Origin of the sequence: Rhodococcus sp. NPDC056743, assembly GCF_042790355.1 — a bacterium.
Lineage (GTDB): Bacteria > Actinomycetota > Actinomycetes > Mycobacteriales > Mycobacteriaceae > Rhodococcus_F.
This window is the reverse complement of record NZ_JBHTZI010000007.1, coordinates 380,864-394,785: the sequence shown is the minus strand read 5'-3', so window position 1 is coordinate 394,785 and position 13,922 is coordinate 380,864. Positions and strand designations below refer to the sequence as shown.

General features: G+C 62.1%; 14 protein-coding genes. 4 read left to right on the top strand and 10 right to left on the bottom strand.

Translation table 11 applies throughout. The features are described 5' to 3' along the window. Window positions 1–27: 27 nt before the first annotated feature. The 5 genes from ACFRFQ_RS18520 to ACFRFQ_RS18500 form a co-directional block, all read right to left on the bottom strand. Window positions 28–717: a ribonuclease HII gene (locus ACFRFQ_RS18520; protein ID WP_378660640.1), complete on the bottom strand. Its 690-nt coding sequence runs from the start codon at window positions 715–717 to the stop codon at window positions 28–30. A 12-nt stretch (window positions 718–729) separates the two neighbouring features. Next, complete coding sequence (gene lepB, locus ACFRFQ_RS18515; protein ID WP_378660491.1) at window positions 730–1,551, bottom strand: signal peptidase I; 822 nt, start codon at window positions 1,549–1,551, stop codon at window positions 730–732. A gap of 54 nt (window positions 1,552–1,605) precedes the next feature. Further along, window positions 1,606–1,947: a 50S ribosomal protein L19 gene (rplS, locus tag ACFRFQ_RS18510; RefSeq protein WP_033236539.1), complete on the bottom strand. Its 342-nt coding sequence runs from the start codon at window positions 1,945–1,947 to the stop codon at window positions 1,606–1,608. An 89-nt stretch (window positions 1,948–2,036) separates the two neighbouring features. After that, window positions 2,037–2,924 carry a hypothetical protein gene (locus ACFRFQ_RS18505; protein ID WP_378660488.1) on the bottom strand — a complete coding sequence of 296 codons (888 nt, stop codon included), beginning with the start codon at window positions 2,922–2,924 and terminating at the stop codon, window positions 2,037–2,039. 106 nt (window positions 2,925–3,030) lie between these two features. Beyond that, window positions 3,031–5,385: a Tex family protein gene (locus tag ACFRFQ_RS18500; RefSeq protein ID WP_378660485.1), complete on the bottom strand. Its 2,355-nt coding sequence runs from the start codon at window positions 5,383–5,385 to the stop codon at window positions 3,031–3,033. Between the two features lie 75 nt (window positions 5,386–5,460). Between ACFRFQ_RS18500 and ACFRFQ_RS18495 the strand changes: the two genes are divergently transcribed. Further along, window positions 5,461–6,453: a serine hydrolase gene (locus ACFRFQ_RS18495; protein ID WP_378660482.1), complete on the top strand. Its 993-nt coding sequence runs from the start codon at window positions 5,461–5,463 to the stop codon at window positions 6,451–6,453. Window positions 6,454–6,497: 44 nt separating this feature from the next. Here ACFRFQ_RS18495 and rffA read toward each other — a convergent pair whose 3' ends face one another. After that, entirely contained in the window at window positions 6,498–7,637 is a 1,140-nt protein-coding gene (rffA, locus tag ACFRFQ_RS18490) for a dTDP-4-amino-4,6-dideoxygalactose transaminase (protein ID WP_378660480.1), read from the bottom strand. Continuing rightward, the gene (locus ACFRFQ_RS18485; RefSeq protein ID WP_378660478.1) at window positions 7,627–8,616 is read right to left on the bottom strand and encodes a glycosyltransferase; all 990 of its coding nucleotides are present in this window, start codon (window positions 8,614–8,616) and stop codon (window positions 7,627–7,629) included. The genes rffA and ACFRFQ_RS18485 overlap by 11 nt, the downstream gene beginning before the upstream one ends. 173 nt (window positions 8,617–8,789) lie before the next feature. On the opposite strand from ACFRFQ_RS18485, the gene ACFRFQ_RS18480 reads away from it, so the two are divergent. Together ACFRFQ_RS18480 and ACFRFQ_RS18475 are read left to right on the top strand one after the other, a co-directional pair. Beyond that, window positions 8,790–10,988: a hypothetical protein gene (locus ACFRFQ_RS18480; protein ID WP_378660476.1), complete on the top strand. Its 2,199-nt coding sequence runs from the start codon at window positions 8,790–8,792 to the stop codon at window positions 10,986–10,988. Continuing rightward, window positions 10,985–11,428, top strand: a complete 444-nt coding sequence (locus ACFRFQ_RS18475; RefSeq protein ID WP_378660474.1) for a GtrA family protein — start codon at window positions 10,985–10,987, stop codon at window positions 11,426–11,428. The genes ACFRFQ_RS18480 and ACFRFQ_RS18475 overlap by 4 nt, the downstream gene beginning before the upstream one ends. Window positions 11,429–11,432: 4 nt before the next feature. Here ACFRFQ_RS18475 and ACFRFQ_RS18470 read toward each other — a convergent pair whose 3' ends face one another. Next, on the bottom strand, window positions 11,433–12,011 hold the full coding sequence (locus tag ACFRFQ_RS18470) for a TetR/AcrR family transcriptional regulator (RefSeq protein ID WP_378660471.1): 579 nt from the start codon (window positions 12,009–12,011) through the stop codon (window positions 11,433–11,435). Between the two features lie 69 nt (window positions 12,012–12,080). Here ACFRFQ_RS18470 and ACFRFQ_RS18465 point away from each other — a divergent pair, with 69 nt between their 5' ends. After that, window positions 12,081–12,656 (top strand): dihydrofolate reductase family protein, encoded by a 576-nt coding sequence (locus ACFRFQ_RS18465; protein WP_378660469.1) that lies wholly within the window; start codon window positions 12,081–12,083, stop codon window positions 12,654–12,656. Here the strand turns inward: ACFRFQ_RS18465 and trmD are convergent. Both trmD and rimM read right to left on the bottom strand, forming a co-directional pair. Next, window positions 12,653–13,357: a tRNA (guanosine(37)-N1)-methyltransferase TrmD gene (gene trmD / locus ACFRFQ_RS18460; RefSeq protein ID WP_138873019.1), complete on the bottom strand. Its 705-nt coding sequence runs from the start codon at window positions 13,355–13,357 to the stop codon at window positions 12,653–12,655. The two genes, ACFRFQ_RS18465 and trmD, sit on opposite strands and share 4 nt — an antisense overlap. A 7-nt stretch (window positions 13,358–13,364) precedes the next feature. After that, window positions 13,365–13,922, bottom strand: coding sequence for a ribosome maturation factor RimM (rimM, locus tag ACFRFQ_RS18455; RefSeq protein ID WP_378660466.1), 558 nt, complete (start codon window positions 13,920–13,922; stop codon window positions 13,365–13,367).

Below are 13,922 nucleotides of genomic sequence, written 5' to 3'. Positions count from 1 at the left end.
AGTCCTCCCAGTTCGTCTGAATCTTCATCATCCCGTATGCCCCGCGCGCTGCTCCACCCGGAGTCCCGCAGCAACAACATTGGCGTATGTCATGCGGTGCTGCGGACACGGACCCAGCTCGCCCAGCGCGTCCATGTGCACCGGTGTGCTGTACCCCTTGTGGATCGCAAAGCCGTAACCGGGATGGGTGCCGTCCATTTCTTCCATAACGTGATCGCGCGTCACTTTGGCGAGCACACTGGCGGCTGCGATGCACGCGGCCGCGGCGTCACCACCGATAACGGGCAGCGACGGCGCAGGTAGGCCGGGAACTCGAAACCCATCGGTGAGCACGTATCCGGGTGGAGTCTCGAGGCCGGCAACAGCGCGTCGCATCCCCTCGATGTTCGCGACGTGGATACCGATCCGATCGATTTCCTCGGCTTCTACAGAAATGACACACCAGGACAATGCCAGTCGCTTGATCTCCGGGAAAAGTTCTTCGCGGGCGCGTTCGGTGAGCTTCTTCGAATCGTCGAGGCGAGCAAGGGCGGCCTGTGGTTTCGGCGCCAGAACACACGCCGCGATGACCAGTGGTCCGGCGCACGCACCACGGCCGGCTTCGTCGACGCCGGCAACCGGGCCCATCCCCGTTCGATACAACGCAGACTCCATCGTGCGCAAACCTGTTGATCTGCGAATGACGACTCGGGGCGGCCAGCTACTCGAACTACTCAAGGTCTTGTGCACTCAATTGCTTTGGGGATCAGGTGAACTGATGCTACCCATCCGTGAAGGCGGGAGAACGATGAAGCGTGCCTGACCGATGATGTTGTCGAGCGGAATCGTTCCCTGGAACTCGTCCTGCACATGGGCGCGCGAATCGGCGGAATTGCTCCGATTGTCTCCCATCACCCAAACATGTCCCTCGGGAACGGTGACGGGCGCAAAGCAGCGGCCGGATTGGACAGCGGTTTGGCAATCCTGAATGCCGGGAGTGAACGGGTAGTCCATCTTGACGTAGGGCTCGTCGAGCGGTTTGCCGTCCACGAGAACTCGCCCCTGTTCGTCGCAGCACTCGACGGTCTGTCCGCCGGTGGCAATGACGCGCTTGACCAAGTCGTTCTCGTCGGGCGGGACCAGACCGACCCACGAGCCGACCTCCTGGATGCCACGGACCACGACATTGTCGGACCGAGTGGAGGTGTAGTGGGTGTTCCACGAATCGGGACCCTTGAAGACGACTACGTCACCGGGCTGCGGATCGCCGAAGCGGTATCCGATCTTCTCCACCACGATGCGGTCACCGGTACATCCCGCACAGCCGTGCAGGGTCGGTTCCATCGACTCGGACGGAATGAGAAAAACGCGAAAGACGAATGCTTGCAGAACGATGCTGAGAACCAGCGCGACCCCGATCAGTATCGGGAGTTCCCGGAAGAACGATCGCTGTTTCTTGGGTGATCTATGTGATGCCTGTGGTCGAGGAGTGTTCTGTTCCTCGGGATTACCTGTTCCATCCTGATTCTCGGGTCCGGACGACAATGCCTGCTCCTTCGAAGAATCTGCCACAGAAACAGATTAGCCCGACACCGCGAGTACGCGGTGCCGGGCCAATAAGAAAGATCAGCGCTTTTCCTTGATCTTTGCCTTCTTGCCGCGCAGCTCGCGCAGGTAGTACAGCTTCGCGCGACGAACGTCACCGCGGGTCAGAACCTCGATGGAGGCCAGCGTGGGGCTGTGAACCGGGAACGTACGCTCGACACCGACGCCGAAGGAAACCTTGCGGACGGTGAAGGTTTCGCGAACGCCGCCACCCTGACGACGAATAACGACGCCCTTGAAGACCTGCACGCGCTCCTTCGAGCCTTCGATAACCTTGACGTTCACGTTGAGCGTGTCGCCGGGGCGGAAGTCAGGAATGTCGTCGCGCAGCGACTTCTTATCCAGGAAGTCCAAAGTGTTCATGTGTCATCCTTGCATTTCGCAGGAGCAGAGGAACCGAGCGGCGGCGCTTCGGTAAGCCCGATACGACGCTCGACTGGTTCGTGCCCAGATCAAGTACTGCTGCCTGGTCCAGGCAACCCGTCCATTGTGCCAGACGACGACAACAAGGGTGAAACCGGAGGTGGCGGAGCCGGGTGAATCGTGTGGTCGAGTTCTTCCTCGGCGGCGGTCATCGCGTGTTCGACGCTCGGCGATCCGGCAATCAGATCCTGGACGTAGATCTTGGCCCGGATGACGGGCCGTCGCCATTTTCGTTCGCGTTCGATCGCGCGGTTCATCCGTTTCGGCTTGCGTGTGTACCGCCACCGGGCCCACGGCGCGCCGGGCCGACTCAGACGGATCGCACCGATCACCAGCAACGGGAAGACGAACAGGCCGACGAGCCCCGTCCAGATCTTGCCTTTGAGGATCACGATGGCCGCCAGAGCGAAGTTGAACAGCGCGACGAACACGAAAGCCAACTTGATCCACGGATCCCGCTCTTCACGAAAACCGGCCAGATCCAGCAATTCGAGCGGCCGGAATCCGAGCAGGACGAGTCCTGTCACCGCGATCGCGACAAAAACGGCGTCAACCGACGTCCGGCCCTGCTCCGACCAGTAGACGTCCTTCAGATAGAAGATGAGCGCAAACTCGTCGAGCACCAGTGCGGCGCCCATCCCGAAGATCGCGGCGAGGACGGCGCCCGTGGTTTGGGAACCGTCCACGTACACCGCAATGAGCGCACCGCCGGACGCGACCATGGCAACAACGCCGAAGACCACGTGATGAACGTGCTGACCACCCGGAGTGATGTTGCCCGGCCACCACTTCACCTGCGCACGGATCATTCGCACGCTCAGCCGGATGAACAGAAATGCAGCGAGAAAGCCGAGCAGAAAGAACAGCAGCGGCAATCGGCCGTGGCCGATGATCTCGCGGTCGAGCCACTCTCGCATTCACTGCCCTCACTCCAGAAACGAACCAACCCGGTTCCAGTCAATTGTGGCAAACCGGGCTGGTCGAATCTCTCGAACTACGCTATTTGCCGAGACCGCGTTGTGGTTATTTACCGAAGCCAGCGTTACGCAACGCGTCGGCCATCGACCCGGACGCCGGCGCCCGATTGTCAGGACGCTTGTCCCGACCGCCCTGCTGCTGGGCACCGCCGCGACGCTGCTGCTGCCCGCCTTGTCCCTGACGCGGGCTCTGCCCGCCTTGCCCCTGACGCGGGCTCTGCCCGCCGCGAGGACCGTCGGACTTTCGCGGCGGCGCACCAACCTCGTCGTCGAGTCGCAGCGTCAGCGCAATGCGTTGACGAGCCTCGTCGACCTCGAGCACCTTGACCTTGACGACATCACCGGACTTCACCACTTCCCGCGGGTCCTTGACGAAGCTGTGCGACATCGCGGAGACATGGACCAAACCGTCCTGGTGCACTCCCACATCGACAAAGGCACCGAAGGCCGCGACATTGGTGACCACGCCTTCGAGCACCATTCCCGGCTTGAGGTGTGCCACCTTCTCGATGCCCGCGGCAAAGGTGGCCGTCTTGAACTCCGGACGCGGATCGCGGCCAGGCTTCTCGAGTTCGGAAATGATGTCGGTGACGGTGGGAAGACCGAAGCGGTCGTCGACAAAATCAGCGGCCCGTACGGTACGCAGTGCCGTCGCATTCCCGATCACGCTACTGACGTCACCGCCCGCGCTCGCGACGATCTTGCGGACGACGGGATACGCCTCGGGGTGCACACTCGACGCATCGAGCGGGTCGTCGCCGTCGGCAATCCGGAGGAAGCCCGCACACTGCTCGAACGCCTTGGGTCCCAACCGCGAGACATCCTTGAGTGCCTTGCGCGTTCGGAACGGGCCATTCTGATCTCGATGCGACACAATGCTTTCCGCCAATGAACCGGCGATACCTGAGACGCGGGCCAGGAGCGGGACCGACGCCGTGTTCACGTCGACACCGACCGAGTTCACAGCATCCTCGACCACGGCGTTGAGTGAACGAGAGAGGAGCGATTCGGTGATGTCGTGCTGGTACTGGCCGACGCCGATGGACTTCGGGTCGATCTTCACCAGTTCGGCGAGCGGATCCTGGAGACGCCTCGCGATGGAGACAGCCCCGCGGATGGACACGTCGAGGTCCGGCAGTTCCTGGGATGCGTACGCCGACGCGGAGTACACGGACGCGCCGGCTTCGGAGACAACGATCTTGGTGAGGTTGGTGGCGCCGGATTTGGTGATCAGGTCCGCGGCCAACGTATCGGTCTCGCGGGACGCGGTGCCGTTGCCGATGGCGATCAATTCGACGCCATGCTTGGCTACCAAGCCCGCCAGTGTGGCCAGCGCAGCGTCTCGCTTGTTGTGGGGCTGATGCGGGTAGATGGTCTCGTACGCAACAACCTTGCCGGTACCGTCTACGACGGCAACCTTTGTGCCTGTGCGGAATCCGGGATCGAGCCCCATCGTCGGACGAGCACCGGCGGGCGCCGCCAGAAGAAGGTCCTTGAGGTTGGTCGCGAACACGTCGACGGCGTCCTTCTCTGCGGACTGACGCAGCCGCATCCGCACGTCGACGCCGAGGGTGACCGCGAACTTGGTCCGCCACGCCCATCGGACGGTGTCGAGTAGCCAGCCGTCGGCTGCGCGTCCGCGATCCGCGATGTCGAACCGGGTGGCGATGCGGCCTTCGTAGACGGAGCGCTCCCCCGGTGCGAGTTCCACGGTATCGGGGGCCATCGTCACCGACAGCACTTCTTCCTTCTCTCCGCGCAAGACCGCAAGGATGCGGTGAGACGGAAGTTTTGCGAATGGTTCGGAGAACTCGAAGTAGTCAGCAAACTTCGAGCCATCGCTTTCCTTGCCCTTGCGAACCGCGGAAACAACCTGTCCGCGAGTCCACATCAGCTCGCGCAATTCTCCGACGAGGTCCGCATCTTCGGCGAAACGCTCGACCAGGATCGACCGCGCACCGTCGAGCTGCTCGTCCGAATACTGCGCGGGGTCGGTGGTGGGATCCCCGATGAGTGCATCTGCGACGGGCTCGTGTCCGGCTTCGCGGGCGATCTGCGCCTTGGTGCGACGCTTTGGCTTGAACGGCAGGTAGATGTCTTCTAGCCGCGCTTTTGTGTCGGCAAGCATGATCTGACCACGCAAGGCGTCGTCGAGCTTGCCCTGGGATTCGATCTCGACGAGAACCGCGTCGCGCCGCTCGTCGAGTTCCCGAAGGTAGCGCAGGCGCTCTTCGAGAAGTCGCAATTGAGCGTCGTCGAGAGTGCCGGTGACTTCTTTTCGATACCGGGCGATAAAGGGCACGGCGGCCCCGCCGTCCAACAGGTCTACGGCCGCAGCCACCTGCCCTTCGCGGACGTCGAGTTCCTCGGCAATGCGCTGGTTCACGGTCTTGAGAATCACGAGAACCGAGCCTACCGCTATCCTGGAACAAGAAGACCGGCAGACAGCGCCGTGTCCGGAGTCCGGGGGAATTTGATGACTGCGCGGTTCGTCCGGGTTCTCGCCACTGTTGCCGCAGTTACTCTTGCAGCATCATGCGCTTCGGGACAGGACCATGCCGCACCAACCCAGACTGCCCCATTTCCTGACACGAATATGCCGGTCGCGGACGCGTTGGACGTACGAATCGAACAGGCGCATACCGCCGCGCTTGATCGCGGCGCCGAGGCGTCGATTGCCGTGTTCGACCGGACCACGGGCAACTATCTCGAAGCGGGCGGCGATCAGCAGATCGAAACAGCCTCGGTAGCAAAGCTTTTCATCACCGAAGATCTTCTGTATCAAGATTCGCGTGGCGAACGCCCACTCGGCGACGACGACCGCACCCTCATGGCTGCCATGCTCGAATCTTCCGACGACACCGCGGCCAATCTCCTGTGGGATGCAGCCGGTGGTTCCGACCTGGTCGACCGGGTCGCGGAGCGGTATTCGTTGACCTCCACCACCGCGCCGTTCGACGGATTGTGGTGGAACACCGAAACCACGGTGCACGACCTGATCACGTTCTACGACGGCGTTCTCGACGACACCGCAGAACTGGGAGCAGATCGGATCAGTCTGATCGTCGACCACCTCCGGCAGTCCACGGCGACAGCGGCCGACGGTTACGACCAACGTTTCGGCCTCCCGGATGCGTTGTTCAACGAACCGGTGCTTGCCGTCAAACAGGGGTGGATGTGCTGTGTCAGTGACCAGTGGGTCCATCTGACTACCGGCATCGTCGGCGAGGACAACCGATTCATCGTGACCGTCACCGCCCGCGAGGACATTCAGTACCAAGACGATGACAACTACGGACTCATACCGGACACCTCGGTAACGGACGCCACCAACGACGAGAGTGCGCTCCACGCCCGCGACACGATCACCGGCGTGACGCAGATCCTCTTCCCCGACGGCACGGTGGACGAGTGGTCGCCCACCAAGCCGGCAAGCGACAACCCCGTTCAGGAAGCATCCGGGCCCTAGAAGGACTTGACTACAGCAAGCCCTGAACTACATCAAGCTCTGAACTACCCGCGATACGACGCCACAGCGTCCACGACGCGGCCTTGCTGGTCGTCTGTGAGCATCGGCCACAGCGGAAGCCGCAGAATCGTGGTCGAGAACTGCAGACTGCGAACGCACGGCTGAGGCGTTCGGCCGTAGCGCATCCCGGCCGCGCTCGTATCGAGGGGCACGTAGTGGAACGGTGCCACGACGCCGCGTTCGGCCATGTGCCGGATCATGGCATCGCGACTGCGCTCGTTCGGCAAGCGGAGGTAGAACAGATGCGCGGTGTGCTCACGATCCTCCGGAACAGTCATCAAGTGGACGTCGTGCATCTTGGCCCAATCGGACAGGTTCTCGCTGTAGCCGCTCCAGACGCTGTGCCGCTTCACGTGAATCGCATCGAACTCGGCTAGTTGCGCGTCGAGTACTGCCGCGTTGAGTTCGCTGGGCAGGTAACTCGAACCGATGTCCTGCCACGAGTATTTATCCACCTGACCGCGCAGGAAGCGAGCGCGGTTCGTGCCCTTCTCGCGGATAATCTCGGCGCGCTCCATCAGTGCGTCGTCGGAGAGCAGGAGTGCGCCGCCCTCGCCGCAATGAATGTTCTTGGTGTCGTGGAAACTTTGGGTGCCGACGGTGCCGATCGTGCCGAGTGTGCGGCCACGCCACGAGCCGCCCAGCCCGTGCGCGTTGTCCTCGATCAGGGCGAACCCGTGTTCCTTCGCAAGTGCCAGTAGCGGTTCCATGTCGGCAGCCACGCCGCCGTAATGCATGACCAGCACAGCTTTGGTGCGCGGTGTGATCGCGTCGGCGACAGCGGCCGGATCGATGTTGCCGGTCTCCAGATCGATGTCGACGAACACGACGGTTGCCCCGCGCAGCGCGACCGCGGTCGCCGCGGAACTGAAAGCGAAACTCGGGACAACGACCTCGTCGCCCGGGCCGATCTCCAGCAGAAGTCCACCCAGTTCGAGCGCGTGAGTGCACGAGGTTGTCAGCAATGCATGTCTTGCACCGGTAATCGCCTTGATCTTTGCGGTGGAGGCGGCGGTGAACGTGCCGTCGCCGTGAACGTGATCCGATTCCAGAACCGTTGCCAGATTGGCCAATTCATTCTCGGCGCGGTAGGGCCTGCTGAAGATGATGCGGTCAGCGTTCACGTGCAGCGCCGTCCACATCCACTAGTCCCGGACGGGGTGCGTCTACCTTCAGATAGAGCGGTTTGCCCACCAGAATATGCAATGCAACCCCAAGATATTCGGCAATAAGACCAAGTGAGAACAGGATTGCTCCCGAGCAGACGAGTAAAGCCACGATCATCGACGCCCATCCTTCGGGATCGTTGTTATCGCCGGTCACGGCCTGGACGAAGATCACCGCGGCCACGACCACACCGGCCAGCGCCAGAGTCACCCCGAGCAAACTGACCAACCGGAGCCCGCGGGTTCCGCTGCACAACACCATCTTCCAGAACAGCGAGAACAAGCGGCGGTAGTTGTAGCCGGATTCGTCTCGGCCCTCCGCGCGCAAGGTGACCGGAACGGTAGCGGTGTTACCCACAACCCACGTCAGAGCGACGTCGAGGTACGCACCGTTTGCCGCGACCTCCGCGAGTTGCCTCGCGATGTCGCCCCGAACCAGGCGGAAGCTTTCGAATTGCGCCGATGCCGGGAACGCAAATACCGTCGCGAGAACCATCTTTGCGCCCCGCGACGTCACGTTTCGGAGGAATCCGTGCGGACGGGTATTGACCGGCTTCGAATAGACGAGGTCGGAGCGTTCACGCAATGCTGCGTCGAGAAACGCACTGATCGACGCCGGGTCGTGCTGACCGTCCTCGTCCATCGTGACGATCCAGTCGCCGCGGGCAGCAGCCATACCGGCGATCGTGGCGGCGTCCTGGCCGTAGTTGCGGCTCAGCCAGATCACCCGCACATGGTCGAAGCGGCGCTCCAACTCGAGGAGAACCACGTCGGAGCGGTCTGGGCCGTTGTCGTGAGCAAGGACGATCTCATCGACCGAGAATTCGGCACCACCTGCAGTGATACAGGTACCGGTGAGAGTGTTCAGCTCGTCGACCAGGCCGGAAATCGTGCGTTCGCCCTGGTACACGGGCACCACGACGGAGATCGAGTGCACTCGCTTACTGCTCCCTTCGGGAACTCGACGAAGGGTCGAGTGATCAGTGCGACCGGACTCACACCGCCGCGAACTTTAACACGCTCGGATGCGCGACTCTTGTACTTTGTCAACGGTTTACCCGCGCGCGTCATGGTCCGATCAGTCGATCCTGTTAAGGTCTGGAACTCGTGGTGGAAACTCGCATCCAGGCCAGAGCCGATGTGTACAAATGGGGCGCCGTTACCGCGGTCGGCGTGATCGCGGGATACGTTGCTGTTGTCCTCGCAAATGCCCGCCATTTCTACACGGACGACACCGAGTCCCAGTACGCCCCGTTGTGGGTCATGTTGGGCCGAAGTCTGCGCGAGGGCCACCTGCCGTTTCTCGTGCCGGAGAATTGGATGGCCGGGAACTACACCATCGAGGAAGCCGGTCTCCTCAACCCACCGCAGCTGCTGATCGACCTGATCGCGCCGTCCTTCGACAACCTCGCGTTGTACGCGACGCTCGTCAAGCTGATCTTCGCGATCATCCTCGGACTCGGCGTGTTTCGGATCTGCCTCGAGTACGGTTCCAAGCCCGCCTGGGCTGCCGTTGCGGGTGTCTCGATTCCCTTCACGGGTTTCCTGCTCTTCTTCGACGAGGCCAGTTGGATGACGGCCTTCACCGGCACCGCGTGGATGGTGCAGGCCTGGGCGTCGGCGATCCGGTACGCCCGCGGCAAGAGCGGTCCGATACCGACGTTTGTGTTCCTGTACCTCGCGATGTCGGTCCAATACGTATTTCCCTCAGTCGAATCCGGCCTGATGATCGTTGCTGTGGCCATCGGCGAAGTGGTCTACCAACGACGCTGGCTGCCGTCCGTGCGACTCCTCGCAGTCTCCGCGTGTGCCGCGCTGGCCGGCCTCGCGACCTACCTGCCGAGTCTGCTCACCGCCGACGTCACGTGGCGCGGCGCCTCGGAAGTCAAGAACGACGCGTTCCTCGCCGTACCGTGGTCGGAATCCCTCAACGCCAGCCTGCCCAGCACGATGCCCGCATTCGTCTCGTGGTGGGGCTACATCCAGACGATGCCGATGGTGTACATCGCCTGGTTCCTGATTCCCGCGCTTGCCTTCATCGACTGGGGCAAAGCTCGTGGCGCCGCGCGCGAGCTGACCGCCGTCGGAATCTTCACGGTCGCAGTCCTCATGTGGACTGCCGGACCGAGCACCATCGGGCCCCTCCGCTGGCCCGCGCGGGTGCTTCCGATGGTGGCGATCGGACTGCTACTCCTGGTATGCATCCTCCTCGGGCGCTACGCCACCACCGACAACTGGCGCCGCCGCGGCGCCGCCGCCGGAATCCTGGTCGGCCTCCTCCTGATCCGCTCTGCATCGGCCGCACCCAGCCTCCTCGAATGGCACGTGATTTCCGCCGTCGCCGTCGCTGCTCTCGGTGCCGCGATGGTCTGGCTCGGCCGAACCAAGGGGACCGCCGCAGCCTGCATCCTCGCCATAGTCGCGGTCTCCCCCATCGCCTACGCCCAGGTTCGCGCAGCGCAGCCGACACCGATGAGCTGGAACCTGCCCGAATCCCGATCGGATATGAAAGCAGCCTTCCCCGACTTCGACGGAACAACACTGCAACTCGCCGATCGCGCCCTCGTCACCCCTGACCAACGCACCCTCGACGGCGCGTACGGCTCACTCGCTTTCGGCAATTATCCGAAGGACCTCGAGCTCACCTACACCAGCGGTTACACCCCCAACGGGCACTACTACTTCGGCAATCTCCTGTGTATGCGGTGGGACATGAGCGTGTGCCCCGACGCGTTCGCGCGGGCATTCTCCGTCGAACCGGAAACCGGCCGCACCCTGGTCGATCTCATGAACGTGGACCGCGTTGTCCTGCAGAACGCGTTGTATCCCGATGCTCGTAACCACCCGGCCCCCGACGGCTGGAAATGGGTCGACTACCCCGGCCACGAGAACTACATCTCGGTACTCGAACGCGTCGACGGTCCGGTATCGACTCGCAACGGCCGAATTTCGCACACCCAAGGAGTGGAAGCAACGTCGGTCGCCGAGACGAATATGTCGAGCACTCTTCGGGTCAGCTCACGCGACGGCGGGACGGTCGTGTTCGCCCGCCTCGGCTGGCCCGGCTACCGCGCCACCTTGAACGGTCAATCGGTTCCCATCGACGTTGTGGCGAAGTCCTTTGTCACGGTGGATGTTCCGGCCGGGACTCAGGACGCGGAGCTGATTCTTACCTGGCGTCCACCAGGGTGGAAAATCGGCGGCGCGTCGATGGTCGCCGGAATCCTCGGCCTCGGCGTCCTCGAATGGATGTATCTGCGCGGCCGTCGACGTGACCGGATCACCAACGCGGCGAACGACGCACCGTGAGCGAGGACACCGCGCCGATAGCAGACCAGGGCCCCCTGCTACGGATAGTGAAACACCAACCCGTCGCGTTTGCCGTTGTGGGAGTGGCTAATACAGCCATCGGATACGGGCTGTTCGTCATCTGGATGCTCGCGTTGGGTAACGACAACCTCTATGCGGTCGCGCTGATCGGCTCCTACAGCATCAGTGTCCTGATCGCGTTTGTACTGCACCGGACTCTTGTCTTCCGCGTCCGAGGGCACGTCGCCCGGGACCTCGGGGCGTTCATCGTCGTCAATTCCGGTGGACTCGTACTGAATCTGATTCTGGGAACCTTTGCGGTGTCGGTTCTCCATGCACCACCATTGCCGGCGCAGGCTGTGGTGATGTTGATTATCGCCGGCGTGAGTTTTCTGGGACACCGATACTTCTCGTTCCGGCGCAGCACCGACAAACACTGACCGGCTACCGAGTTGGCGGCAGCGCCCGATCGACAGCCGCCTCGACAAGCGCTCGAATGTCCTCGTCGCCGAACAGATCCGGCAGCGTGAGGCGGTCGAGAATCAACCAGTTCAACGACAGATAGAGCAGTCGAACGGTCATCGCATCACCCGGCACCCTCGAAGCCACGTGGTTGGCGACGTTGAGTTCGAAGTCTTCACGGATGCGCACCGTCAGAACCGCTCGAAGGTCAGGCCTACGAGTCGCCTCGAGGCGCAGTTCCATGAGCGCAAGGAATCCCGTCCCGAATGAGGTGACCCGTTCGACCACCTCGAGCATGAGCGTCACCAGACGCTCACGATCTGTGCCGTTGACGGGGTCGATCATCCCCTGGAGATTATCGGGTATCAGTCGTTCATAGATCCGGCCACCGGTTTGAGTGAGGAGGTCGTCGCGATTCGCGAAGTAGTTCGACGCAGTCCCGTTCGGCACGTTCGCCTGCGAATCGACCGCGCGAAATGTCAAGCCTCTAGCACCCTCTCGCGCCAGCACCTCGATTGCGGCATCGATCAGCGCCAGCCGACGTTCCGGGTTCTTTCGCACTTGACACCACTCCTGAGCCAGCCTTAACGTGAAACCACTACAAACAGAGTACTACGAACGGAGTTATTCATGCGAAAGCTTGTGTACTACGTCGGAACGACGCTTGACGGATACATCGCGGGTCCCGGAGGAGAATTCGATTTCTATCCGCTCTCCGATCAGATGACCGCGTCGCTCAGCGAGCGCTATCCCGAGACCGTGCCCACGCACCTGCGGCCTCACATCGGAATGAACAACCCTCCCAACAAGGTCTTCGACACCGTTCTCATGGGCCGCGGTTCCTACGAACCTGCACGAAGCGCCGGTGTAAGCAGTCCGTACGCGCACCTGCGGCAGTTTGTCGTCTCGACCACGCTCCCCGACATCGACGATCCGGCAGTCAATCTGGTGCGCGGCGACCCGTTGACGAAAACCAAAGAGCTCAAAGCCGAAGAAGGACAAGATATCTGGCTGTGCGGCGGTGGAATACTTGCCGGGGAACTACTACCGGAGATCGACGAACTGATCATCAAGAAATACCCAGTTGCCGCAGGTGCGGGAATTCCGATGATCGCCGGCGCGTTCGAGCCGACCCTCTTCGCGCCCACAGCCAGCGAAGCGTTCGACAACGGTGCGAGCGTCACCTGGCTGAAGCGAACCGCCTAGGGCAGTAGATCCGGCCGACGTTCGGCCGTGCGCGCCAGCGACTGCTCGTGGCGCCACGCTTTGATCTTCGCGTGATCGCCGGATAGCAGAACCGGCGGAACTTCGAGGTCACGCCAGACCGCTGGACGGGTGTAACTCGGCCCTTCGAGAAGACCGTCGGAAAACGAATCCTCTTGGTGCGAGAGCTGATTGCCGAGAACACCGGGCATCAAGCGGACTACCGCTTCCACCATCACCAGTACGGCAGCCTCACCGCCGATCAGGACGTAATCGCCGATACTGACCTCTTCGACACGCACCCGCTTGGCCGCATCGTCGAAGACTCGTTGATCGATACCCTCGTACCGACCGCACGCAAAAACAAGATGCTGCGCCTTCGACCAACGATGAGCAGTGGCTTGAGTGAAGGGAACTCCGGCGGGAGTTGGTACCACCAGAATAGTGTCCGCATCATCCGGGCCGGAAGAATCGGAGCGTCCGAGGACGTCGTCGAGAGCAGGACCCCACACGGTGGGTTTCATGACCATGCCCGGGCCCCCGCCGTACGGGGAATCGTCGACGGCCTTGTGTACGTCATGTGTCCACGAACGCAGATCGTGAACGTCGACCGAGATCAAGCCACGTTCGATTGCCTTGCCCAGCAAGGCAGCACGAAGCGGTTCGAGATACTCGGGAAAAATGGTGACTACGTCGAGACGCATGAATCGATCAGTCGCCGTCTGAATTTGATTTGTCACCGAAGTCAGGGTCGAGCAGACCCTCAGGAGGCTCGATCTCGACCAGGCCGTCGGCGATGGACACCTTGGTCACGATGGCGGCGACAAAGGGAACCAACAACTCGCCCGACGTCTCACCGGTGCGCCTGATCGACAGCAATTCGCCTGCCGCAGAATGCAACACCTCGATCACAGAACCCACTTCGGTACCGTCGGCCAGAACGACCTTCAGTCCTTCGAGTTCGTGATCGTAGAACTCGTCCGGGTCGTCGGACGGTTCGAGTTCACTGCTGTCGATGACAAACAACGTTCCGCGCAAGGCATCTGCCTCGCCGCGATCGTTGACGCCTTCGAGACGCAGCAGGAGCCGCCCGGAATGATCCCGGGCGGCTTCTACTGTGTAGGACTTGTTTGTGGACTCACGCGGCTTGTGCCCACGCAGCACAGATCCAACGGCAAAACGCTCTTCGGGTTCGTCAGTACGAACCTCAACGACCAGTTCACCTTTGATGCCATGCGACTTCGCGACACGACCGACAACGAGTTCCAC

What these genes read in the sequence shown, in the direction of transcription:
- rplS (WP_033236539.1), bottom strand. Translation starts at nt 1,947, where the DNA reads ATGAACACTTTGGACTTCCTGGATAAGAAGTCGCTGCGCGACGACATT.
- ACFRFQ_RS18505 (WP_378660488.1), bottom strand. Translation starts at nt 2,924, where the DNA reads ATGCGAGAGTGGCTCGACCGCGAGATCATCGGCCACGGCCGATTGCCG.
- trmD (WP_138873019.1), bottom strand. Translation starts at nt 13,357, where the DNA reads ATGCGTCTCGACGTAGTCACCATTTTTCCCGAGTATCTCGAACCGCTT.
- ACFRFQ_RS18495 (WP_378660482.1), top strand. Translation starts at nt 5,461, where the DNA reads ATGACTGCGCGGTTCGTCCGGGTTCTCGCCACTGTTGCCGCAGTTACT.
- ACFRFQ_RS18465 (WP_378660469.1), top strand. Translation starts at nt 12,081, where the DNA reads ATGCGAAAGCTTGTGTACTACGTCGGAACGACGCTTGACGGATACATC.